This window comes from Desulfomonilaceae bacterium (genome assembly GCA_041662605.1).
Lineage (GTDB): Bacteria > Desulfobacterota > Desulfomonilia > Desulfomonilales > Desulfomonilaceae > CAJBEZ01.
Genome location: JBAZSD010000009.1, coordinates 24646 through 48456 on the forward strand (window position 1 = coordinate 24646; position 23811 = coordinate 48456).

General features: G+C 46.1%; 20 protein-coding genes. 12 read left to right on the plus strand and 8 right to left on the minus strand.

The features are described 5' to 3' along the window. Positions 1–14: 14 nt before the first annotated feature. The gene (locus WC647_09075) at positions 15–1697 is read right to left on the minus strand and encodes an AMP-binding protein (GenBank protein ID MFA6222455.1); all 1683 of its coding nucleotides are present in this window, start codon (positions 1695–1697) and stop codon (positions 15–17) included. Positions 1698–1745: 48 nt separating this feature from the next. Continuing rightward, a complete protein-coding gene (locus WC647_09080) occupies positions 1746–3122 on the minus strand; it encodes an SDR family oxidoreductase (GenBank protein MFA6222456.1) in 1377 nt (458 codons plus the stop codon). Between the two features lie 250 nt (positions 3123–3372). Here WC647_09080 and WC647_09085 point away from each other — a divergent pair, with 250 nt between their 5' ends. Then, positions 3373–4827 carry a 4-hydroxyphenylacetate 3-hydroxylase N-terminal domain-containing protein gene (locus tag WC647_09085; GenBank protein ID MFA6222457.1) on the plus strand — a complete coding sequence of 485 codons (1455 nt, stop codon included), beginning with the start codon at positions 3373–3375 and terminating at the stop codon, positions 4825–4827. A 100-nt stretch (positions 4828–4927) separates the two neighbouring features. On the opposite strand, the gene WC647_09090 is transcribed toward WC647_09085, so the two are convergent. Then, entirely contained in the window at positions 4928–7018 is a 2091-nt protein-coding gene (locus WC647_09090) for a DUF2314 domain-containing protein (GenBank protein MFA6222458.1), read from the minus strand. A 167-nt stretch (positions 7019–7185) separates the two neighbouring features. On the opposite strand from WC647_09090, the gene asnB reads away from it, so the two are divergent. The 5 genes from asnB (at position 7186) to WC647_09115 (ending at position 12088) form a co-directional block, all read left to right on the plus strand. After that, positions 7186–9039, plus strand: coding sequence for an asparagine synthase (glutamine-hydrolyzing) (asnB, locus tag WC647_09095; GenBank protein MFA6222459.1), 1854 nt, complete (start codon positions 7186–7188; stop codon positions 9037–9039). A gap of 132 nt (positions 9040–9171) precedes the next feature. Beyond that, positions 9172–9531 (plus strand): hypothetical protein, encoded by a 360-nt coding sequence (locus WC647_09100; GenBank protein ID MFA6222460.1) that lies wholly within the window; start codon positions 9172–9174, stop codon positions 9529–9531. Between the two features lie 70 nt (positions 9532–9601). After that, positions 9602–10576: an ABC transporter ATP-binding protein gene (locus WC647_09105; GenBank protein MFA6222461.1), complete on the plus strand. Its 975-nt coding sequence runs from the start codon at positions 9602–9604 to the stop codon at positions 10574–10576. Between the two features lie 40 nt (positions 10577–10616). Further along, on the plus strand, positions 10617–11183 hold the full coding sequence (locus WC647_09110) for an FKBP-type peptidyl-prolyl cis-trans isomerase (GenBank protein ID MFA6222462.1): 567 nt from the start codon (positions 10617–10619) through the stop codon (positions 11181–11183). An 11-nt stretch (positions 11184–11194) separates the two neighbouring features. After that, the gene (locus tag WC647_09115) at positions 11195–12088 is read left to right on the plus strand and encodes a TIGR01777 family oxidoreductase (protein MFA6222463.1); all 894 of its coding nucleotides are present in this window, start codon (positions 11195–11197) and stop codon (positions 12086–12088) included. 26 nt (positions 12089–12114) lie between these two features. Here WC647_09115 and WC647_09120 read toward each other — a convergent pair whose 3' ends face one another. Further along, positions 12115–13692 carry an ATP-binding protein gene (locus tag WC647_09120; protein MFA6222464.1) on the minus strand — a complete coding sequence of 526 codons (1578 nt, stop codon included), beginning with the start codon at positions 13690–13692 and terminating at the stop codon, positions 12115–12117. A gap of 118 nt (positions 13693–13810) precedes the next feature. Continuing rightward, a complete protein-coding gene (locus tag WC647_09125) occupies positions 13811–14614 on the minus strand; it encodes a tetratricopeptide repeat protein (protein MFA6222465.1) in 804 nt (267 codons plus the stop codon). Between the two features lie 177 nt (positions 14615–14791). Between WC647_09125 and WC647_09130 the strand changes: the two genes are divergently transcribed. Then, positions 14792–15727 (plus strand): hypothetical protein, encoded by a 936-nt coding sequence (locus tag WC647_09130; protein ID MFA6222466.1) that lies wholly within the window; start codon positions 14792–14794, stop codon positions 15725–15727. Positions 15728–15752: 25 nt separating this feature from the next. Here WC647_09130 and WC647_09135 read toward each other — a convergent pair whose 3' ends face one another. Then, entirely contained in the window at positions 15753–16217 is a 465-nt protein-coding gene (locus WC647_09135) for a hypothetical protein (GenBank protein MFA6222467.1), read from the minus strand. Between the two features lie 232 nt (positions 16218–16449). On the opposite strand from WC647_09135, the gene WC647_09140 reads away from it, so the two are divergent. From WC647_09140 to queA, 5 genes are all read left to right on the plus strand, one after another. Beyond that, positions 16450–19119, plus strand: a complete 2670-nt coding sequence (locus tag WC647_09140) for a valine--tRNA ligase (GenBank protein MFA6222468.1) — start codon at positions 16450–16452, stop codon at positions 19117–19119. Positions 19120–19173: 54 nt separating this feature from the next. After that, positions 19174–19905, plus strand: a complete 732-nt coding sequence (locus tag WC647_09145) for a biotin--[acetyl-CoA-carboxylase] ligase (GenBank protein MFA6222469.1) — start codon at positions 19174–19176, stop codon at positions 19903–19905. Between the two features lie 64 nt (positions 19906–19969). Then, on the plus strand, positions 19970–20758 hold the full coding sequence (locus tag WC647_09150; protein MFA6222470.1) for a DUF1189 family protein: 789 nt from the start codon (positions 19970–19972) through the stop codon (positions 20756–20758). Positions 20759–20788: 30 nt separating this feature from the next. Continuing rightward, positions 20789–20986 carry a DUF2065 domain-containing protein gene (locus WC647_09155; protein MFA6222471.1) on the plus strand — a complete coding sequence of 66 codons (198 nt, stop codon included), beginning with the start codon at positions 20789–20791 and terminating at the stop codon, positions 20984–20986. A 29-nt stretch (positions 20987–21015) separates the two neighbouring features. Then, positions 21016–22146, plus strand: a complete 1131-nt coding sequence (gene queA, locus WC647_09160) for a tRNA preQ1(34) S-adenosylmethionine ribosyltransferase-isomerase QueA (GenBank protein MFA6222472.1) — start codon at positions 21016–21018, stop codon at positions 22144–22146. Between the two features lie 410 nt (positions 22147–22556). On the opposite strand, the gene WC647_09165 is transcribed toward queA, so the two are convergent. Next, positions 22557–22979 carry a VOC family protein gene (locus tag WC647_09165; GenBank protein MFA6222473.1) on the minus strand — a complete coding sequence of 141 codons (423 nt, stop codon included), beginning with the start codon at positions 22977–22979 and terminating at the stop codon, positions 22557–22559. A gap of 67 nt (positions 22980–23046) precedes the next feature. Beyond that, positions 23047–23718: an acetate--CoA ligase family protein gene (locus tag WC647_09170; GenBank protein ID MFA6222474.1), complete on the minus strand. Its 672-nt coding sequence runs from the start codon at positions 23716–23718 to the stop codon at positions 23047–23049. Positions 23719–23811 lie beyond the last annotated feature (93 nt).

Consider the following 23811-nt stretch of genomic DNA (forward strand, 5'->3'; position numbering starts at 1 on the left):
TCAGTATTCTCCTTTTAGGCTTTCTTATCTTCACGGAGATCTTTTCTCAAGAACTTACCTGTCAGGGTTTTTGGGATCGCAGTGACAAACTCAACCTGTCTCGGGTACTTGTACGCCGCCATCCGACTCTTGCAGAACGATATGATTTCATCAGCGGTTACTGTTCCTTCCGATCCCTCTTTCAATGCCACAAAGGCTTTAACAGTTTCTCCCCGATATGAATCAGAAACGCCGATTACAGCGGCTTCCCGCACGGCGTGATGCTGATAGAGAACGTCCTCCACGTCTCTAGGCCAAACTTTATACCCCGAAGCGATGATCAGGTCCTTTTTGCGATCCACGACATAAAACCATCCCTGTTCGTCCATCTTGCCGACATCCCCGGTAAAAAGCCACCCGTCTTCGATGGCGTACGCTGTTTCCTCGGGTTTGTTCCAGTATCCGGGAATAATCATTGGCCCACGATTCGCTATTTCCCCTACTTCGCCCGGCGCCATTTCACGAGATCGATCTTCAAGGTCCACAATCTTTGAAACACTGTTGGGAACAGGAAGCCCGACCGAAAGAGCCCCACTCTCTGGATCCACGGGCGCCTTCTCTCCTAACGGGACGATGTGAGATGGAGAATTTGTTTCCGTCATCCCATATACATTGTGAAGGCGAAGACCCGTCAAGCTCTCAAACTGATCAACCAGGGCTTTGGAAACCGGCGCCCCACCGCTGTAAGCTTTTACAAAACTTTCAAGACGTCTTTTTTTTATGTCCGGATGATTCATCATAGCGATGTACACGGTGATCGAAGCAACCGTCATGGTCACCTTCCATCGCTCTATCAACCTAAGGGCCTCACCTGGATCAAAGCGGTAGAAGAGCGTCAGCGGGATCCCGGCTAAAGCTGCGATGGCCGAGTGAGCCACTTCACCAGTGACGTGGAAAAGTGGGGCGACTCCAAGGACTACATCGTCGGAGCCTATGCGCATAACGGCCCGGTAGACTCTAGCGTTAAACGCTATGTTTCCATGAGTGTTCATGGCCCCTTTGGGTTGGCCCGTAGTCCCGGATGTATATGTAAGGTACGCGACAGTATCGGGAGTAACTTCACAATAATCGAGGGCCTTCCCTGCATAATTCTTTAAAATATCGAGAAATTTAAGGCACCCCATAACTTCAGGTCGTTTTACGTTTTTGAGCGTCTCCACAGGAGACGAATCAGGAGGCAGCAAATCAAGGGCCGAAGTCGTGATCACCAGTTTGACCTTTGTCTGTTTTAAAAAGGAAAGGTCCAGAGCGTTTGCAATTTCGTCATGGGTAAGGAACAGTTTAGCGCCGGAATCCTGACAAAAATAAGAAAGTTCCTGTTCCTTGTACATAGGATTCAGCGGGACCACTATAAGGCCTAGTTTCCATGCGGCATAGGTTGCGATTAGGAATTGAGGGATGTTCTGAAGATGTACAATGATTCGATCGCCAGTCTCAAGACCAAAGTCCAGGAACGCCGCGGCCAAAACCTCCGAGAGCGCATTGATCTCACCGTATGAGATCACATGGTCAAAGTAATAAACCGCTGGAGCGTCTGGTCGGGAACACGCGGTTTTAATGAAATCATCTATGGCTGTCGCAGACGTTATTTCAAAATCATGAGAAATCCAATCAGGATAAGAACTCAACCAAGGCCGTTTTTCGTAAATAGATCCCATAGTTCCCTCTGACTACAATAAAAGACATACCCTTTGATCTTTGGTGGTCTAATCGGCGCCTCCGTTGCATTTCAGCACCTGCCCTGTAATATATTTAGATGAATCTCCCACCAGAAATAACAACGCATTGGTCACGTCCGACAATTCTCCCATACGCGCCGCTGGGATCTCTTTAATTAACTGAGCCGCAAGATCTTTCTGAATCCGAGAGGGACGAATGGTCCTTATGAACCCCGGCGCAATGCAGTTCACATTTACCTGGGACCCAGCCACATCTTTGGCGCAGACCAAGGTCAACGCAATGGCCGAAGCCTTCGCTGTTTCGTAGCTCAAGGCGTCGGCATACCTGTCCCAAGCCCAGGGCGCCAAATAAATGACACGCCCCGAGGAACGTTTCCGCATACTCTCGAGAACCGAAGTAATCAAATTCCGGGCGCAGGTTACATTTTCCTGGAGTCGACCGGCGGCGACAAGATTGTCCCGCGACGCCTCAGATATTTTGAGGCTGCCTATTCCTATGTCGTGAATATAAATGTCGGGTGTCCCAATTTCGTTTTCAATTTTCTTGTACAGTTCCGGAGACATCGGTCCATTTTCAGAGTTGAAATAGCATTTGAGCTTGTTGGACCCACCAAGGTTGATAATCGCATATTCCCGGCCCCTGCTTACAGTGTCCATGTGGGCCGTCACCGTAACCCCATGCGATAGCATAAAGGAAATCAGGGCGGTACTAAGAGGCGTCCCGCCATTTACGACAAGCGCCGACTTGCCTTCCAAAGAGTTACCGCTTGATTCACACTGCGCAGGTGAGGAACCTGGCTCAACTAATCCTTGAAAGAGTAATTCGAGGATGGCCTTCTCCACATCGAGAGCGCTAGCATAGCCACGGAGATCCCACCGCTTCAGGACCCATGCGTCAACCATAGATTTGATAAGGTTGGCGACTACCCGAACGTTACATGGCCGAAGTATCCCTCTTTCCACACATTCTTCGAGTATTGACTCGATAACTTCGAGATGGGCCCGTTCCTTCCTCAAGAGACTTTGCAAAAGGGGTTTCGTAAGAATGTGGCCCTCTTGGTAGATTAACATGATGGCGTCCGCCAGTTTATCCATGGTGCTGAATTCGGCCCGGATCATCCGACGCAGTTTCTCAAGCGGGGCCGAAACATGTTCGAGGGACTTTGTCATGGCCTCCATGGCCGAGCTGGCGGCCAACTCGTGAATCAGGAAGAATATGTCCTCCTTGGACCCGACATAATCGTAGATGCTGGCTTGGCTTAAGCCAGTTTGTTCTGCGAGATTTCTGAGTGTGGTTTTGTGGAATCCCTTTTGGGCGAAGAGGTTAATTGCCGCAAGAACGATTTGTTCGCGACGTTTCTGAACGAGATTTGGGTTTTTGACGGTGGTGTGAATCGTACTCACGTTCGGGCCCCAAGAAGAATTATTGCCGATCGTTCACTCACCTTCCGAGCGCCCGCTTACATTAATGTAGATATCGACAGATTGTCAACTCCTAAAAATAAAAAACGCGACAACAAAATCAAAACCGGGCGATTTTATCTCTTTGGATTAGACCATCGCTGACGTATATAAATGCTTTTGTTGTTTCGGAAATTCGATACACGGGGGAAGCATTAATCAACAATCTGATCGAGAGAATGCGAGGAAGGAAATGGCGCTAAAAACTGGAGATCAGTACCTTAGGTCTCTGAAGTCGCTCAAAATTGAAGCTCACATAATGGGCAAAAAGACCAAAAAGCCAGAGAAGCACGGACTTATAGGCCCTTCTCGGCAGGCGGTGGCTTTTACCTATGACTCCGCTCACAGACCCGAGAGCCGAGAAATGTTTACGGCGGTTTCACACTTATGCAACGGTGAGGTTAACCGATTCACTCATCTGCATCAGAGCGTCGAAGACCTGGTCAACAAAATAAAAATGCAACGTTACTGCGGGGCAATGACCGGCTGCTGCTTTCAGCGCTGTGTAGGCCTTGATGCGGCTAATGCCATCTACAGCACGACATTCGATTGTGACCGCAAACATGACACCCACTTTCATGATCGTTTCCGTGATTATTGGGGTTGGATCCAGAGGGAAGACCTTGTAGTAGACGGAGCTATGACCGACCCGAAAGGTGATCGAAGTCGTCGGCCCAAGGACCAGATAGACCCTGATCTTTTCCTGCGGGTGAAAGACCGAAAAGCCGGTGGGGTAGTCATCAGCGGAGCCAAGCTCCACCAGACAGGCATGCTTAATTCCCATGAGATCCTGATCATGCCCACTATGAGCATGCGCCTGGGCGAAGAGCCTTGGGCAATATGCTGCGCCGTTCCAATAGACGCCAATGGCGTGCGCTATATTTATGGCAGACAAGCCAGTGACACTCGAAAACTGGAACAGGACAAGCTTGACGTTGGCAACCCCATTTTCGGCGGTCAAGAGGTCATGACGGTTTTCGAGGATGTATTCGTTCCAGAAGAACGTATATTCCTGGATGGCCAGATTGACTTCACAGGCACGTTGGTGGAGCGTTTCGCATCTTACCACCGCCAGAGTTATGGAGGGTGTAAAGTTGGCGTTGGAGACGTTCTGATCGGGGCCACCGAACTGATCGCTCGCATGAATGGGGTAGAGAAAGCCGGTCATGTGAGGGAAAAAATTGTGGAAATGATCCACCTGAATGAAACTCTTTACTGCTGCGGGCTGGCCTGCTCAAGCCAGGGGCGCCCTACTCCCGCCGGTAACTATCAAGTAGATCTACTGCTGGCAAATGTGTGCAAGCTCAACGTCACCCGCTTTCCATATGAGATTGCTCGACTGGCTACCGACATTGCCGGAGGTTTGCTGGGAACTATGCCTTCAGCCGCGGATCTAAACGATCCCGAGGTTGGCCCCTACATCGAGAAGTATCTGGCGGCCAATCCGGATTACCGGGTGCTCGATCGTATGAAAGTTCTTAGGCTGATTGAGAACCTTACTATTGGGGCGGGCGCTGTAGGTTATCTTGTGGAGTCCATGCATGGCGCCGGGCCACCGGCTGCTCAGAGAATCATGATAGGTAGGCAGGCTGGGCTTGATGAAAAGGCGGAGCAAGTAATGAGGCTCCTCAAAATATCGGGGAAATAGCCTTTGCCGAAAAAATTCCAGTAATAAGGCCTCCATGGATCGAGGTCTTTTATTTAATGCCAGAAAACATTCTCAGAGACGAATGATTTTCCACCTAAAATTAGTTGTCGTGTACAACTTGCTCGGTAAAGCCTCCGTCAACAATGTTATTGTCGTTGGCTATAACCCAATCGAATATCTCGGCTTCGTTTATTCGGACTTTAGCGCCTTTTTGGAGATCTTTACGTAAGACTGGGGCATTCTCGAGGAAACCGACCAAGGATTTGCCGCGCCACGCGTTCAGAGATACCCACATCCATTCATATTGACCGCCATGAGCCGGAAATCCCACTTTTACGGCATGTACCCGGTCTTGCGTAAGATTGGATTCCTGAAAGCTTTTTCTAAAAATGTCCAAGGCTCCGCGCGCCTTGCGGTGAGCATCCAATATCCTTTTCCTTAAAATTATCAAGTCTGGGCTTATTACGTCGGTTTTGGCCGCAGGCGCCTCGGATTTCAAAGCCATCTTCTCGACTGGGACTCGGGCAGGACCGGAGGCTCGATTGAAAACTATCAATGCGTCACTGAGGCTGGTCCCGCTTGTTGAAGAGTCATAGCCCGTATAAGGCGATATTAGGAAACTGCCTGCAGGGAAATGTCCTTCAGCGTCCGGTCTGCGGTATTCGAAACCACACGAGACCGAGGAATCTGCCAAGCGCAGCGGCTGAGAGATAACTGAAGATTTACTTCTAAGGTCCACTATGGTTTCGCACGCGCGCATTATAAGTTTGGCCGCTGCGACTCCAAAATCCTTTGGAACTCCCTCCAGCTCAATGTCAGGCAATCCGAATTTTCTCATGCCGTGGCTGTGAGCCCATAAAGCCCCATCTTCATCCAGTAAATCTATCAGGACGTTGGATTGAACCACTTGCGATCTTTCATCATATAGACTTCTCTCCCAAGCCCTCTGCCCCCATAGAACATGCGAGACTGCGTCCTGTATTACTCCTCCGGAGACGTTTCTAACCGCTTCTACAAATCTTGTAAGAAATATCACATTTTCGAGGGCGGCATCCGCAGAATCAGAGAATCTTATCCTTATTATCATCTGTGAATGTCTGAAGGTTTTGAAATCAGAGGCCTCCAGTTCGCGAGAGTTAAATTCCAATAGCTCCACGGGGTATTCGAACAAATCCCCCGCTTCTTCCCGGAGTATATAATCAATGGTGAGCTTCTGTTTGGCGATGAGATTCTCGAGATTCTGAAGTTCCCGGGATCTGTTTTGTCTGTTGGCTGGCTGCTGCAAGAAACTTCTCTTTAAGTCTTCCCAACTGGGGATCGTTGATGTTGGAGTATATACCCAATATTCACAATGGTTTGTCCACAATGAGGATTCGAGCGTAGCTGCTCCGCCTGCATCACCTCCAGTAATTGGTTTTTCTTCGCCAGTCCGTCGAAGACTGCCGAACAATTGTGCTCCAGGCGAGGACACCAGCGACCTGGCTCTACTGCTTATGGCTTTTAGGCTCTCTTTCCCAGATATTGAAAAAAGCTTGTTGAATGGAACTTTCCCACTAAATATTGCTCCTATTCCGATAGGCGATCCGGCATGTAACTCTTTTTTGGCCTTACGTATCTCCAGATTTCTGTTATCCATGCAGGGGCGTGACTCCAAAAGCCGGCCGGCCTCCTCTTGCCTTCCTATCCTAATCAGCGCCAATCCGAGCCTGCCTATATCGTCATCTTCGGCCTCTGAAGCCTGTACCAAGCTCATGCCGATTTCCACCGCTTCCTGATATTTGGAAAGTGACAAATATATCTTGAGAAGAGATTGACAAACCTCCTTGTCTGTAGAATCCAAATCATGGACTTGAATTAAGAACTCTTCCGCCTTTTTCGCTTCTCCAACAGACGCGTATCCCAAACCGAGCGCTCTTACAGTGTTTTCTAGGGGCCCGTACTTTCTGAAGAGCGACTCCAGCGCATTCACGACCTCTTTTGTGATATCACCCCCGTTGAGAATGCGACTTGAGAAAGCGAGCATCTTGTGTCGAACGTCTTCGGGGATGGAATCCACCTGAGCAGGTTTCCACGTTTTTGGAATTCTGGCGTGGCAATGTGGACAATTCAGAAAGTCTTCGGATATGTTTAAGAATCTTTCATCTGAGAGACTTTGAAGGTAACCGCAGTCGGCGCAACGGACTTGGACCATGTTATAACTCCTAGAATGATAAGAGCTTAACGGGCATGGCCTGTTTAGGACCAAAGTAAAAGCTTAACGAAAACTTTCATAATTATATTCAAATGTCAAATATTATATACTAATTAGTATTATTAATGGTATTGCAATACTGACATACAGAGCTATGAGGCCAACAAATGTGTGGAATCGCAGGGATAGTAGATTTCAACAATCAACCATCTGAGACAACTCTTAACAGAATGACTGAGGCTTTGAGGCATAGAGGCCCTGACGCTGAAGGAACGTGCCGGTTCGAAAAATGTGCGCTCGGCCATCGAAGGCTATCAATTATTGACCTTACAGAGGCGGCCAATCAGCCCATGTTCTCTGACGACGGGCTCCAGGCTATCGTTTTTAATGGAGAAATCTACAATTTCAGGGAGTTGCGGGAATTTCTGGAATCCAAAGGGCACAGATTCAGGACTCAATCAGACACAGAAGTCCTGCTAAGGCTTTATATCGAAAAAAAGGACGAGCTATTGCCCTATTTGAATGGGATGTTCAGTTTTGCGATCTGGGATGACAAAGAACAGCGTCTTTTTTTGGCCCGGGACAGAATGGGTAAAAAACCACTGTACTATTCGATTCACGGCAAGAGGTTGTCTTTCTCATCAGAACTCAGATCATTGGTTCAGGATTCCACAATACCGAAATCAATATATCACCAGGCTTTGTCGGAATATTTTCTTTATGATTTCATCCCCGCGCCGCACACAATTTTTTCGGGCGTCAACAAGTTAGAGGCCGGCCGTATGGCTATTTTTGACGAAACCGGGATGAGAATCTCCAAATACTGGGTTCCACCGATTCCGGAATCTGGATTGGACTACAACTCTTGCAGAAATTCACTGCTAAATGTTCTTCTCGACTCTACAAACAAGAGAATGGTGGCCGACGTGCCTCTAGGGGCTTTTCTGAGCGGGGGAATTGATTCCACTCTGATTGCTTCACTGATGACAAAGACCGGAGCATCAGAGGTCAGGACCTTCAGCATATCGTTTCCGGGAACCACTCATGATGAGGCGAAATGGTCCCGCATCGCTGCTGGATATATTGGTTCTCAACATACAGAACACCGGGTCGACTTTGACATAGAAAATGTTTTCACCAAGTTGGTCACACACTTTGGCGAACCGTTCGGAGATTCCTCGGCCATACCAACGTGGAGACTTTGTCAGGAAACCAGAAAAGATGTTACGGTAGCTCTCTCCGGAGACGGAGGAGACGAACTCTTCGGTGGATATGAGCGTTATATCGCTAGAAGGCTACAAAATATATATGATTGTTTGCCTAGGACCTTGCGAGAAAAATTTATTGAACCTCTGGTAATGAGAACCAAGGCATCCACCGATTACTACGGGTTTAGCGCTACAAAAAAAATAAAACTCTTTATTGACGCGTCAAATAGGATCAGAAGAAATCCGTCCGCCTTGACTCCTCAAACTTTTTCCATTGATGATGTAAGGGCGTTGACAGGTTTGACTTATGATCCCGGGCTCGATCCTGCAATCGCCAATGCTGACCAGTGGCCCGCTCTCGACCCCGTTAGTAGAATGATGTTCACGGATATACAAACATATCTCGCAGATGACATTCTTACCAAAGTTGACCGCATGAGTATGGCTCACGCTTTGGAAGTCAGAAGCCCCTTGTTGGACCATAGAATTGTAGAATTTGCATGTAGGCTCCCTTTACGTTTTAAGATCAGAGGAACAACTACCAAACGAATACTAAGAGATGTGGCTCAAGGTGTGGTTCCCGACGAAATAATTGGACGTTCCAAACAGGGGTTCCAAACACCGATTGGTGAGTGGTTCAAGACATCGTTGAAAAAGTGGTGTGAACATAGATTGTTCGATTATGATCACGGTTTTATGGAAAAACGCCTCGTTGAGAAAATCTGGAAAGACCATCAGGAAGCACGATCAGACAATGCTTCCAGGATATGGCTAATCTTATTTTTTAATGAGTGGGTTGAACAGTTCGGCTGATAACGTGCAATCAGCCCTAAATGGAGACCTATTAGTTGAACTGTTTGTTCCTGCAGCAGCCAGGCGCGGATTGACTTCGCTCGGCCTAAAGATTATACCGATGCAAACTTGCGTTTAACCGAGGAGATGAACGTGAAAACCACGGAAAATGAGCAAAACCAACAAAAAGGGCGATCAAACATTTCGTACTCTATCATGTCTCTGATCTTTCCTGGGATGGGTCAAATTGTGCGAGGACGAGTTCTGGCTGGTCTGCTCTTCCTGTTGAATGTGATTTTGTACCTCGCCCCGCTTGCCTTGGCGCCTCAGAATACAGAATATGACATCAAGACACCCGCTCTCTTGATAGCAATCATAGTTTGGGCAGGTTCGGCTTTGGATGCGTTCCTTTATCGTAGTTCATTCCTAATTATGGCTCTTCTCGTTTCTCTCTTGAGTTTTGGGGCGGGGTTCTTCGGATCTTTCCTTATACTACCCAGCTTGGATATTTAACAGGTTTGAGTATTGAAGACTTAGCTGCTAGAATTCTGAACATTTTTCGGTATCCAAAAAGTAAGTTACAATGGCCGGTTTGCTGCTCGAAATAAAAAAGCTGAAAGTCATTTTTAACTCTGACCGGGGAACGGCATTGGCTGTCAATGATGTCAGCCTGAACCTGGAGAGGGGAGAAACTCTCGGATTGGTGGGAGAATCAGGATGTGGAAAGAGTGTCACTGCACTGTCAATAATGCGTTTGATTCCAACTCCACCCGGTTTAATCGCCAGCGGTGAAATTATTTTCCAGGGTTCTGATTTGCTGAAGTTTTCTCCCGCGAAGATGCGCGCCACTCGAGGGAAAGACATTTCAATGATTTTCCAAGAACCCATGACGAGCCTTAACCCGGTTTTCAAAATTGGTGATCAGGTTTCCGAGGTGTACCGCACGCATCTGAAAATGACCAAGAAAGAAGCTCTCGAAGCGGCTCTGGAAATGCTCAGGACAGTTGGCATTCCTGAACCCAGTGAACGTATTAGGGATTATCCTCATCAGATGAGCGGCGGGATGCGTCAGAGAGTGATGATCGCCATGGCGTTAGCATGCGATCCTAAACTCATGATTGCCGACGAGCCTACAACAGCGCTTGACGTAACGATTCAGGCTCAAATACTTGACCTCATGAATGACATCAAACATAAAAAAGATACCGGAATTATTTTAATTACCCACGATTTGGGAGTTGTGGCGGAAATGGCGGACAAAGTAGCGGTGATGTACGCCGGTCAAATTGTCGAGGAAGCGAATGTGAAGGCGCTGTTCTCAAATCCACTCCACCCCTATACCATCGGTTTACTTAAATCGGTTCCTCGTATAGATCAGGGCGCCAAAACAAAACGGCTGAGACTTTACATGATTCCAGGAATGGTTCCGGATCTGGTCAATCTTCCCAAGGGTTGCGTTTTTCGTGACAGATGTCCGGAAGCAGATGCCATATGTGTGAACCCGCCAGCGCTGGAACTTAAAAAATCTGGCTCTATTGCCCGGTGCTGGATGCGATAACTACGTTTTCCTTATCATAAAGAGCAAAAAGGAGTTTTTTATGGATTGTTCTGTTGACAACCAGCCCTATGAAATAGCCGCTTCGGGAGCCTACGTAAAAATCAGATATAAAGTGAAAATAGTTGGCGGGCCTGTGCTCAAAGGCTCGGACCAAATGGAAACAATGGATTTTGTAACCGGTTACAAGCATGTCATCCCTGGTTTAGAAAAAAGACTGATAGGCGCAACGCAAGGCCAGAAAATGGTTTTCGATGTTCCGGCGGAAGAAGCCTTTGGAAAGAGGGACGATAGCCTGGTCTTTGTCAAGGATAAGAAGGAATTCCATTTTCCACCAGGTTACGAGCCGTATCCCGGGATGGAGATCTCCGTCATATTTAACGACGATGAAGGACCCGATAGTGTGCGAATCAAGGACGTCAGGGAAGATGGGATTGTGATCGATTTTAATCACAATCTGGCCGGATTCGATTTGAGCTATGAACTCGAAATCATTGAAGCCCGCCCGTCCCGTTCCAGTGACGTCTGCGCCGAATGGGATCGAAAACCTGAAGATGACTCCCCGTGTAGCTGCGCTCCTCACGAGATAGTACTAGGGAAGGATGCATAGAGACTAGCCCAATGAAAGTTTTTCTAACTGGCGGAAACGGATTTGTTGGGACCAATTTGGCTCGGTTTTTAACCGATAACGGGCATGAAGTAAGCCTACTGGTCCGGAACCCGTCAAAGGTCAAGGATCTTCCTGGACGCGTCTCCGTTGTGATCGGAGAATCCACAAAACAGGGAACATGGCAAGAGAATCTTGAAAAATATGATCTCTTCATTAACCTTGCGGGAGCTAACATTTTTCGGCGGTGGGACGACGTTTACAAGAAACTCCTGAGAGAAAGCCGAATAAAAACTACGAGAAATCTAGTGGAAGCTCTCCCTTCTTCAGGAGTGTTTCTAAGCGCATCGGCCGTTGGATATTATGGATTCACCGGAGACGAAGAATTGGATGAAACATCTCCTCCGGGGAAGGATTTCTTGGCTCAACTCGCTGTTGACTGGGAAAATGAAGCCCTTAACGCGTCGCAAAGAGGGATTCGAGTCGTCTTGACGCGTTTTGGAGTTGTCCTGGGAAATGACGGGGGCGCACTCGATCAGATGGTTAGACCGTTTAAATTTTTTGTGGGTGGACCAATCGGCAATGGTCGCCAATGGATGTCCTGGATACATCTTCAGGATTTGTGTCGGGCCGCATTGTTCGTCGCTGAAAATCCGGCGGTGGAAGGGCCTGTTAATTTTTGTTCACCTGAACCGGTGACCAATAAGAATCTAGCTGAGGAAATCGGCAAAATCCTCCACCGACCTTCCTTCATTCCAGCTCCAGGACTCGTTATCAGGCTAGCGCTTGGAGAGTTTGGATCCGTCATACTTAAAGGCCAGAGGATTCTTCCTAGAAAACTTATTAACCACGGATTCCAGTTCAGCTTTTCAAGCGTGAGATCCGCCTTGACTGATTTGCTGAAATAAGACTCAGTCATTAAGTCAGACAAGAATTAAGCTGGAGCCTGAAAAAGACAAAAGTCATTCCTGCTCTTAGACATTTCCTTTAGAGGTAGCCAGATTGTAAAAGTAGTCCCGTCTTCATCAGATTTCACAGATATTGACCCGCCGTGGTCCTCAACAATTTTTTTACTTACTGTCAGCCCCAATCCCGTTCCATGCTCTTTTGTGGTGAAAAACGGATTGAACACGTTTTGGATTATTTCAGGGGGAATAACAGGTCCGTTGTTGCGTATCTTCATTTCAAAAAATGTTTCGGAGGCTAAAGCTCCTATCTTCATAGCCCGGTCACTCGGAATGGACACGCCCGTTTCCAGATCTATGACTCCACCGACAGGTGAAGCGTCAACCGCATTTGAAAGCAAATTCAAAGCCAGTTGCTGAAAGCGGCCCGGATCAAGTGGTATCTCGCCAATCTCTGAACCAAGGTTAACATTTAGCAAAATGTTTTTTTGGATCACACGGGCTTCAGTAATAGCTATTATATATTTGATGAGGTCATTCGGGTTAATTTTCTGAACCGTGATATTGCCACGTTTTGTAAATTCAATCAGGCGGTCGAGTATTTTCTCTAGCCTTTGTATCTCCGATATTATGATACTCACATACTGTTTTTGACGATCGAGATCTATTGCGTCAAGTCCGTCGAGAGCTTTTGAAAGCCTCCTAGCGAATCCCCCTATAATTGCCAGCGGTTGCCGCAACTCATGAGCCACTTCGGCAGTGTGGTCTTCTATTGCCTTGCATTTTCCGGATTCAACGATGTGCTCATAAAGCTCATCTATTATTTTGATCTTTTCAACCAGCGCAGCTCGGGAAGCCCGTAAATCCTCTTCCAGCTTCCTACGAACGGTTCTATCTCGCATGACTCCCTCAAAACCGAGAGTCTCTTCAACCTCATCAAACGAAACCTTGATCCTTATCCTCGCAAATTTGCGTGCGCCATTTGCGTCGATCACGGCGACTTCCTCGTCCCAGATTGATTCTGGTTCCAGTTCAGAAAGATTCTCAAGCCTTGATCTATCCTCAGGAGCTATATAATCCTTCAGAGGGGTTTCCAGAACATGGTGCACCCTGAAACCAAGAAATTTCTCTACCTGTGTATTCACAAATGTGAAGTGCCCCTGAGCGTCCAAAGAAAAGATCACGTCTGGAGATTGTTCCACAAGGTTTCGGTACAATCTTTCGGAATCCTTTTTCCAAACTAGGTCTTTTTTCCTTTGGGTCATATCTACTGACAATTGACCGGCCCCAACAATGGCGCCTTTGTGATCTTTGATGGGAATAGCTGTGCTATCCAGCCAAATTGGCATGTCGTCCTTGTCGTATCGAAACAGTTCAGCTACAGATCTGGTGGCTCCTTTGAGGACTTTGTCCACGGGGCAGCCCGGACAAATATCAGTTGCGTTGGATATAATTTCGTAGCATTTCTTACCAGTTGGATTTCCGAAAACTTCTTTTAGCAAATCATTGGCATAAGTTACCTCTAAATCTTTATTAACTTCGAAGTACATCTGCCCAGCGCTAGTGAGTAACTGTCCGAATCTTTCCTTTTCCGAACTATTTAACACTCCCGCCTCCGAGCGAAGGATCCGATGCTTTGAACCGCTGGGTTTAATTATCTCCACTCACATCATAATTGTCCATAGTTATGTTTTTTCCCGACTGGAAGTCTTTCTCCGGCGCCAACTACATAGAAGGTGATCCATGACGGGCAAGAATATCATTTACACGTTTGTCTCCCTTCAATGTATAAAAGAGATTCTTTTCATCCTTCATGTCATGAAGAAGCTTTGCTCGAAATCTTGGAAGGTCGAGTTTCAGGGCTTCTTCGATATTTGCATACACTTTTTTCTCATCATTCAATCCCGTGTAGATTTCAGCGAGTAGATAGTTGTTGAGCCCACGATCTTCTCCTTTGTCCAAGTCCGAAGGACAGAAGCCCTTAGTATTCAAAGTTGAAAGGACTTTCTTGGCTCGATCGTAGTCCCCAAGAACAACGAACGTTCTGGCGATCAAAATCATGTACATCGGATTCTTATCAAATTCTGAGGCGGCTTCTTTGTAAAATCCTAGTGCGGCCTGGTACTTGCCGTCGCTATAATACAGGTTCCCGATATTAGCCAGAATTTTGGCGCGTTCTTCCGCAGCGGAAGCAAGATTGAGCGCCTTTTCAAAATTCAGCATGGCCTTAGAGAAATCACCCGTATTCTTGTAGCTGATCGCAAGTGCGTTGAACGCCGAGAAATCGGCAGGTTGATCTTGCGTATATTTTTTTAGAAGATCTATGGCTTGGACAAAATTTCTCTCACGCGCTAGTTGAATTCCTTTATCCTTAAAATTTTCACGGGAATCTTCCGACTTTTCATCAAAGGTCTTGTCCAGATCAAACACAGTGCTCTGGCGGATTATTTTCTTTGAACAACCGGCGACAAAAATAGAAGCGCAAACAAATATACAGAGCGTGCTCAAAATAAATAGAAGTCTCGACATGCGCCCTTTAATCCATTATCGCCGTTGAAATAAGACCGTTAATAAAAATTGATTTGAGACGGAATTCGGACGCTACGATACTCGATCTCAAGGAGCGTTTCAATATTCGATATCAGTTTGTATGCCAGATCTATCATGTGCTATTTTAGGTGGCCATGTTTCTTCCGGGGGCCATAAATGCAAAGACAATTGAATATTTTCCTGATCGTGGACTATTTGGTCTATCTTTTAGTCAAGGTAGTAGAAATCTGCATAAATATCGTTCCTGAATCCTGGGCAAGGGCCTTCGGCAGATTTATCGGGCGAGTCGGTCGGCTTGTTCTAAGTGATCGAAGAGACGCAGTAATTGAAAATCTTACCATCGCTTTTGGCAAAGAAAAGTCAGAGGAATGGATAAATAAAACCGCTACGAAAAGCTTTGAACACGTAGGGCTTCTCTTGGTGGAATTTTTTCTAATTCGGCGGTGGACTCAAGAACAGATGGCTGAAAAGATCATTATTGAAGGCAAACTTGCATACGATCTGGCGACGATGCCGGGAAATCATGGAATTTGCCTCCTCACATCACATTTCGGATGTTTTGAAGTCAGCGCCGCTACAACCAAGTTTCTGGGTTATCGAACAAACCTATTCGCAACAGGTCTAAAAAATCCGTTCCTTTCTCGTTACTTATTTAGCCGAGCGGGAAGCGACGCTGAGATAAGGACTTTCCCACATAAAGGAGTGGTCCAGACATTGATAACGCTTTTGCAGGAAGGCGCTCTGGTAGCCTGCCTGGGTGATCAGAGAGGTGATGTTGAACGAGGTGTTTTCGTCAATTTTTTTGGAACTCCCGCCCCTGCCAACGAGGTGTTCGCCAAACTGGTGATAGAGGGAAAGGCGCGTGTGTTACCAATATGCACCTATCGTTTAGACAATGGGAAGTACCTTTCAACGTTTGGACCCGACATAGAATTTGAAACTACCGGCGATCAAAAAGCTGATCTCATAGCTCTGAGCCAGAAATTTCACGATTTGTTCGAAACGTGGCTCCGAACAAAACCTGAACAGGGGTTCTGGTTACAACGAAAGTGGCGACGAAAGCCATCTTCCAGGCGAAGAAAAAATAAATAGACGTGAGATCGATTTCATCTTCCCATCACAAAGCCTTCAGGGGGGCTTTAATTCTCTTTTTGGGTTTGCCCGACTTGTCGTCAGCCTTCTTGGCTTTCTTTGAATTGGTTTTTGCTGCGCTAACGACAGGTTTTTTCTTTTTCTTCTCAATCTTCCGTATCTTCTCCTTGACTAGAGGAAGGGGTTCATCTTTAAGAACCTTACTTTCTTTAGAAGATGATACTTCGGCTGTCTGACTGGTCGGAGGTTGCCCAAATTGACTTATTACTGCCTTAGCCTCGAGGGTAAGTTTGTCAATCGCCCACGAAATCTGTGGTATCAATAGGGCTTCAGTCAATTTGTTCCAAGTGTCGGGGATTACCCCACGCTGAATTAACGGTGAGCAATCACACTTTTCCTTCCCCGGAATGTAAACTCCAACCGCAGAACTGTTTGAAGAAAATGCGAACAATGCGGCTACCAACAGTAGCGACACAAAAATATATCGCATCTCAATTCTCCTGAATACATGGATTTGATCATATTTTATCAGAAATAGTACAAAAAAATCAACAACTTCTTTATGGAGGCGGCTTGTGATTCGTTCTGGCCTGGCTTTAAGGGCTGTTGATGGATCGAAAGAACTCGCTCTCACGTGACCAATAATTGCGTGCGATGTCGGTTCATGATATTCTGTATTGTTATTACATTTAGCGACTATTAAGCTGTCAGAGGAGTTATGTATGACTCAGGATTTGCTGCCAAAGACATATAGCCCTGCCGAGATTGAATCAAAGTGGTACGATTTTTGGCTCGAAAACGGATATTTTAAGGCAGGCGACGATAAAACCGGTCTTGAATATTCAATTGTTATCCCACCTCCGAATGTCACAGGTTCACTACATATGGGGCATGCCCTTAACAATACTCTCCAGGACATACTTATTCGTTACCATCGAATGAACGGATACAACACGCTCTGGATGCCAGGTATGGACCACGCTGGTATAGCGACTCAGAACGTTGTCGAAAGACGTATTGGAGCGGAAGGCCTGACTCGGGATGATCTTGGAAGAGATAGATTTATCGAAAAAGTTTGGGAATGGAAGGAACAGTCCGGCGGTGTAATAATTAATCAGTTGAAGCGTCTTGGATGTTCATGCGACTGGGATAGACAACGATTCACAATGGATGAAGGCCTCTCTAACGCAGTCCGGGAGGTTTTCGTAAAGTTGTATGATGAAGGCTTAATCTATAAAGGGGATTATATAGTAAATTGGTGCCCGAGGTGTCATACCGCCCTGTCTGATCTTGAAGTAGAGCATGAAGAGACTCCGGGATCTCTCTGGCATATTCGGTACCCAATTGAGAATTCCGATGAGTGTTTGATTGTCGCAACGACCAGACCCGAAACAATGCTTGGAGATACAGCAGTGGCGGTTAACCCGACAGATCCGAGATATTCGAGATATGTCGGGAAATTCGCTATCCTGCCCCTTGTAGGACGAAGGCTCCGGATAATTGCCGATCCGATAGTCGCGATGGATTTCGGAACTGGCGCGCTTAAAGTAACCCCTTCACACGATCTCACGGACTTTGAGCTTTCCATAAGACATGATCTGGAACGAGTTACAATAATGGACTCTGACGCAAGAATAAATGAGAGGGGAATTCATTTTCAAGGTCTGGATCGTTATGAGTGTCGGACCCGGATAGTTCAAGAGCTTCAGGAAAAGGGGTTTCTTGAAGAAGTTACTCCGTACAATGTGGGATTAGGAAAATGCTACAGATGCAAGGATGTAGTGGAGCCCCTTATATCAAAACAGTGGTTCGTTCGTGTCGCTCCATTGGCAAAAGAAGCTCTTGAGGCTGTGCAGCTTGGTCGAACTCGCATAATTCCGGAACATTGGGCCAAAACCTACTACGACTGGATGAACAACATCCGCGATTGGTGCATATCCAGACAGATATGGTGGGGACACCGAATTCCTGCATGGACGTGCGCCGAGTGCGGCCAGATAATTGTTGCTGGAAAAACCCCTCCAGAATGCCCAGCATGCGGGAGCGGCAAGCTGGACCAGGAGACAGATGTTCTGGATACCTGGTTTTCATCTGCGCTCTGGCCATTTTCAACCATGGGGTGGCCTGAACAAAAGCCACTCTTGAAGACTTTTTACCCTACCTCCTGTCTGGTCACAGGTTTTGACATCCTTTTCTTTTGGGTAGCCAGAATGATGATGATGGGTCTAAAATTTATGGGTGAAGTGCCTTTCAGAGATGTCTATATTCATGCCCTCGTTCGAGATGAACATGGGAAAAAGATGAGTAAATCATTGGGCAATGTCATCGACCCCCTTATGGTAATGGACAAATATGGGACGGACGCTTTTCGTTTCACTCTGGCAGCTTTGGCTGCTCAAGGACGCGACATCCGATTATCCGAAAACCGGATTGAGGGGTACAGGAATTTCATGAACAAGTTATGGAATTCTGCCAGATTTACCCTTCCCTACTCTTCAACGGACGTTTCTGAAACTGATCTAAACGATTTCTCGGGCTTCACATTGCCCGAGAAATGGTTGCTTTCGCGACTGAACAGAACCGTCGGCGTAGTCCGTGAGGCGCTGGAAACTTACTCTTTTAACGACGCCGCCCATGCCTTGTATGAGTTTTCCTGGCATGAATTCTGCGATTGGGGATTGGAAGTATCAAAGATTCCTCTCGCTGACTCTGACCCAGTGGTGTCGTCGAGAGCGGTCAGAGTTCTGACCCATACATTGGACTCATTGCTGCGACTTCTGCACCCGTTCATTCCTTTCATCACTGAAGAGATAGCGTCAAAACTGGGTTCAAGTTCCGAGCCGATCATAAAAGGACCTTACCCCGCGGTCGACTGCCAATGGATAGATGAAAGAGCCGAAAATGATATGCAGTTTCTGATGGCTCTAATTTACGCCGTGCGTAATCTTAGAGCCGAGATGAACGTCTCATCAGGTAAAACTCTTCCTGTAATCATAGCTTGCGCGAGCGTGGAACAGATCGATCTTGTCAGGGTTAACACCGCTATGGTGATGAGTCTGGCGCGCATATTGAGTCTGGATCTGAGAGAATTGACCTCGGATTTTACGGCTCCCAAAAATAGCGCTACAGCCGTCGTAAGTGGAGCGAGAGTCTACATCCCTCTGCATGGAATAGTTGACCTGGACGCTGAAATATCCCGGTTGAACAAGGAAATTAGCAAAAACACCGTTGAGCATGAAGCTGTGGACAAGAAACTGAGCAACCCTGATTTTATTTCCAAAGCAAAACCGGAAGCAATTGAAAAGCAGAGAAAACGTCAGGCTGAATTATTTACCAAACTAAGCGGACTCAGAGACGCCTTAGCAAAAACACTTGCTATGAAAGAGGCATGAGAGTCTCCTCTTTGAGTCGGCTGTTCCAATTTCTGGTCCGTGGGAAGAAAGTTTATGTTCAGGCCTGAGCTAATTGTACTTGAGGAAACAACTTCTACCCAAGAGGTAGCCGTAAGGATGGCGCTTGATGGAGGAGTTTCCGGCGCCACGGTAATGGCCTTGAATCAGACAAAGGGGCGAGGCAGGTCCGGCTCGCAATGGATATCACCTCCGGGTAAGAACCTTGCCTTTTCTGTGATAGTGCGACCAAATATTGAAATTCTTAAAGCTCCACTGATAGGCATGCTATCGGCCATCTGCGCAGCGGAAACGGTTGACGATTTCTGCAGACCATTTAGAGCCCAACTTAAATGGCCGAATGACGTTTTGGTTGAAGGGAAAAAAATCGCCGGTATAATCTCTGAGGCTCGATTCCTCGGAAAAATAGTAGATTTCATAGTTGTAGGAGTCGGGTTGAATGTCAATTCAAGAGCTGAAGATTTTCCGGACCAATTAAGAGAATCTCTGACGTCTTTTTTTAGCTTGACAGGCAAGATAGTCGACCTCAGGACAATTGCGACTACTTTTCTGCAAAGAATGAGCGAACTCTTGAACCGAGTTGAAAACGTAGGCCCAGATTTTATTCCTCTTCAGTGGGAGCGGAGATGGGTTCATAAAGGTATGAAGCTAGTCAGGGACGGGATCACTGGTACGGCCACCGCCTTGGATTCCGACGGATCGCTGCTTCTGAAGTTATCGGATGGTAAGATTTTGAAGATATCTTCGGGTACTACTTCATGCGCATGATCATTTTATTTAAGCTGAATTCTAAAACAGTGGCTTCTGACTTAATTCGTGGAAAGGCTCTCGGATGAAACTTAATTCCGGAATCGACTCATCTGATGATGGTTCGTTATCCCAGTCGCTTTCTTCAGCCACCCTTAGAATAGTGATCCTGACGTTATTGGTATGCATAGCGTCAAGCTCCATCGTCTTCACTTTAACCTCTGGCTTGCAATTCTTGACTTTTTTGGAAAAAGTGGCCTCGAAATTCGACCTGTACTGTCCGGAAATCTCTATTGTAGATGGTGAGGCTACTATCAAGGAAAAGCAACCGTATTTCGTGGAAACGCCTCAAGATCTCAACCTTACAGCCATTATCGACACTAGGAAAAATCCTGACCCTAACCCCCTGTCTCACTTGAAAAAAGACAATACCGGCATGTTGTTGTTGCGCCATTCTCTGGTCATCAAGAACCGTGAGGAGATTTCTACAATCAAATTGAATAATTTTCCCGATATGATACTCAATTCTCAGACAATATCGTCAGAAATTGGAGAATATCGTTCGAGCATCATACTGTCCATCTTTTTAGGATCCCTAATATATTTTGGAATCGGGAAAATAGTTCAAACACTCATTTCCGCCCTATCAATACAGTTGGTGACTCGTTATCTTGCGATCCCGTTCAGTTTTGGTAAAGGATTCAAATTAGCTAGTTTTGTTTTGGTCCCATGTACTTTATTGGATATTATACTAATATCTTTAAACCTTTTAGGTGACTCCCAACTTTACATATATTTGGGATGTTATGCCGCAGTTCTGTTTGTGTTGGTTAAAGACCTTACTGCCTCATCAATCCAGCAAAAAGTCTCCTAAACAACACAGGTGTCCTACGAAAGGCGTTTCATGGATTTTTTCTTAAGTGTCATCGGAATGGTCATGATCATAGAGGGGATTCCCTACTTCGCTTCCCCTGACAGGATGAAGACCGTTATGAAGATAGTGCAAGCGCAGCCGGATAATACCCTTAGGATTTTTGGAGCAATATTGATGGCCCTGGGGCTCATGTTCGTTTTTGTCGCGAGAAATAGCTCCTCTTTTTAGGAGCATTTCCGGACAAACTGGATCTAATTATGAGCTGCGCTACTATTTCCATCCCAACGGACGAGGGCATCAATCCATTCGAAGATGTGCCTCTAGAATTTCGCCTCTCCACATATTCATACGACTTGCCTCCAGAGGCTGTGGCCCAAGAACCCGTATCCAAAAGGGATCACTCTAGATTACTCTACATAGACAGAAAAACAGGAACCCTGGAACATCGCAACTTTTTTGAGTTAAGCCAATTGCTAAATGGTTCTGATGCCCTGGTAATAAATGAAACTAAGGTGATTCCGGCCTCCCTGGAGGCAAGAAAGAGGACCGGAGGCATAGTGCGGCTTCTGGTTCTGGACCCGGCGGAGCCGCAGGAACCGTACGATCCTACGGACTTAGCGTATCGTAATTGCATGTTCAAGACCAGTGGACATCTTCGCAACGGAACCATAATAGAGATTTCTGACGGAATAGAATTAATGGTGGAAAATATTGTATCCCCCGGAAGAGCGTGGATCAAATTTCCTGTCAAGGAAACAGGCTTTTTGGCATTTCTGGACAGGTTTGGAGTTCCCCCTCTTCCTCCATACATTAGACAAAAAGAGACTCCCCTGGTAAACAACAGGGAGCGTTATCAGACCATCTATTCACAAAACCCTGGCTCAATCGCGGCCCCTACAGCCGGTCTGCACTTTACTGAAGACATTTTTGCTAAACTTGCTTCCAAGGGTATAAAAATACTTAAAATCACGCTGCATGTCGGCCCCGGAACCTTCGTTCCGATTAAGACACCGGACATTCGGCTCCATAAAATGGAACCCGAAAACTACATAATTACTGACTCGACAGCGAAGGCGCTTCAGGAATGCATTGAAGAGGGGAGAAGGATAATCGCTGTTGGATCGACGTGCGTTAGGGCCCTGGAAGCCTCTTATGAACCTACTATCGGTTTTTGTAGTGGAACACATACCACTAGGCTATTTATAACCCCAGGGTACAAATTTAAGGTTGTGGGGGGCATGATCACCAACTTTCATCTCCCGCAATCTACTCTTTTCGCATTGGTCTGCGCATTCGCGGGCATCGAAGTGATGATCAAGTCTTACAGAATTGCAATTTCCAACAATTACAGATTCTATAGTTACGGGGATGCATGCCTAATTATTTGATATAGTTAGGCTTTGTTGTCCCCAAAAAAGGCGGGACCCCCTACGGGGCATCGGGTAGGACGCTTGGCGAGAGGCTACGGAAGGTATATTTGGTAGGACTGATGCAGGTGCGCAACTTCTAGTAAGATATGAATTATTTGTCAAGCACTTTTTATAAAAAATAGTCATCTTACTGTTAAAACAGAGAATAAGATCTCAACATATAAAGTCCATGACATCTTATGTTAGTATAATTGTTTGTGAATCTCTTTCGTGAATTTAAATCTGTTGACATATTCAACGGATACAATACGTTAAAATGATATTAGGCTTTAATATAACCTAATATCATATCAATATAATTTGAGTATGATATTAGAAATAAACTTATTAATCAGGAATTAATCTAAATTTGAGAAGTACTTTTTCAATTATGGAAGATTAAAAGTCCCGTCAATTATTTCGACTAGCACTCCGTGCGCTTGGGCTGGTGGCTGAAGAAACGCGTACCTGTAATTACTACCCATAAAGTTCCTTGGCTCAATGTCGATGATTTTTTGATCTTTACTCCTCAGTTCTTTCAGGGAAGCCTCTACATCGTCAACCCTATAAGAAATAAGGAAAAAACCCTCTCCACGTTTTTTCAGAAACCTCGCAACCTCGCATTCCTGATTCAGGGGCTCCAGTAATTCCACTGCCACCGGTCCCACGTAATAACGGATTACTTTGATTGATTCTTCTTCTGAAACATATTCAGCCGCGGGGCTCAACCCAAAAACGCCTTCGTAAGTCTGTCGAGCCTTCTCAAGGCTATGGACAGCAAAGCAAATGTGATCAATTTCTTTAAGAGTCATTTATCCTCCGATTGAGCATATAAAGACAATTATATAACATAATTGGATACTTCTAGTTATTTTATCTCTAATTGAGCGCTATAAGGGCGTCCACCGCAACTAGAGAGCCTTCATCGATTATGAGTGGATTTACGTCTACCTCCTGGACTCTATCATTTTCCATACCTAACCTGCCTAGATTTACTAGAATACTGCCCAACCGTTCCGTATCTACCGGAGGCATTCCGCGGAAGGCCCCAAGTAGCTTCCGTGCCCTAATCTCGTTCATCATCTCCAAGGCGTCTTTGTTCTCCAATGGCGCTACACGAAAAGAGACGTCTTCAAGGGCTTCAGCAAAAATTCCTCCCAAGCCAAACATCACACATGGTCCAAATTGAGGATCACGCGTCATGCCAACCATCAACTCTCTCTGTCCCCTGGCCATTTTCTGAACTAAAACGGCTCCCCCACCTAATTTAGCTAATTCAAGCGTCATAAATCTAAATGCGTCCAGGGCTTCTTGTTTAGTCTGCAGATTTAATTTTAACAGGTTCAAATCCGTCTTGTGGGTAATGTTAGGCGCGCACGCCTTGATTGCCAATGGAAACCCCAAAGCGTTGATTGCGGATTCCAGTTCTGATTCACTTCCAGCTAATAATTCCTGGACAATAGGTATTCCGTAATATGAGAGAACGAGCTTCGACTCGTATTCCGAAAGGGTTCTCCGTCCTTCAGATAAAGCTGATTCTATCAAATCCATTTGCTACTCCTTTTCTGGTATCACTATATTTTGATTTAGAAATCTATTCAACCCTATTGAGAGTGAAAAAAGTTCTTGATTCCTTCGTATTAA

Excerpts from the sequence above, each read along its gene's own strand:
- WC647_09110 (MFA6222462.1), top strand. The coding sequence starts at position 10,617 with ATGGATTGTTCTGTTGACAACCAGCCCTATGAAATAGCCGCTTCGGGA.
- queA (MFA6222472.1), top strand. The coding sequence starts at position 21,016 with ATGAGCTGCGCTACTATTTCCATCCCAACGGACGAGGGCATCAATCCA.
- WC647_09075 (MFA6222455.1), bottom strand. The coding sequence starts at position 1,697 with ATGGGATCTATTTACGAAAAACGGCCTTGGTTGAGTTCTTATCCTGAT.
- WC647_09130 (MFA6222466.1), top strand. The coding sequence starts at position 14,792 with ATGCAAAGACAATTGAATATTTTCCTGATCGTGGACTATTTGGTCTAT.
- WC647_09150 (MFA6222470.1), top strand. The coding sequence starts at position 19,970 with ATGAAACTTAATTCCGGAATCGACTCATCTGATGATGGTTCGTTATCC.
- WC647_09165 (MFA6222473.1), bottom strand. The coding sequence starts at position 22,979 with ATGACTCTTAAAGAAATTGATCACATTTGCTTTGCTGTCCATAGCCTT.
- WC647_09085 (MFA6222457.1), top strand. The coding sequence starts at position 3,373 with ATGGCGCTAAAAACTGGAGATCAGTACCTTAGGTCTCTGAAGTCGCTC.
- WC647_09135 (MFA6222467.1), bottom strand. The coding sequence starts at position 16,217 with ATGCGATATATTTTTGTGTCGCTACTGTTGGTAGCCGCATTGTTCGCA.
- WC647_09140 (MFA6222468.1), top strand. The coding sequence starts at position 16,450 with ATGACTCAGGATTTGCTGCCAAAGACATATAGCCCTGCCGAGATTGAA.
- WC647_09155 (MFA6222471.1), top strand. The coding sequence starts at position 20,789 with ATGGATTTTTTCTTAAGTGTCATCGGAATGGTCATGATCATAGAGGGG.
- WC647_09125 (MFA6222465.1), bottom strand. The coding sequence starts at position 14,614 with ATGTCGAGACTTCTATTTATTTTGAGCACGCTCTGTATATTTGTTTGC.
- WC647_09145 (MFA6222469.1), top strand. The coding sequence starts at position 19,174 with ATGTTCAGGCCTGAGCTAATTGTACTTGAGGAAACAACTTCTACCCAA.
- WC647_09105 (MFA6222461.1), top strand. The coding sequence starts at position 9,602 with ATGGCCGGTTTGCTGCTCGAAATAAAAAAGCTGAAAGTCATTTTTAAC.
- WC647_09090 (MFA6222458.1), bottom strand. The coding sequence starts at position 7,018 with ATGGTCCAAGTCCGTTGCGCCGACTGCGGTTACCTTCAAAGTCTCTCA.
- WC647_09170 (MFA6222474.1), bottom strand. The coding sequence starts at position 23,718 with ATGGATTTGATAGAATCAGCTTTATCTGAAGGACGGAGAACCCTTTCG.
- asnB (MFA6222459.1), top strand. The coding sequence starts at position 7,186 with ATGTGTGGAATCGCAGGGATAGTAGATTTCAACAATCAACCATCTGAG.
- WC647_09115 (MFA6222463.1), top strand. The coding sequence starts at position 11,195 with ATGAAAGTTTTTCTAACTGGCGGAAACGGATTTGTTGGGACCAATTTG.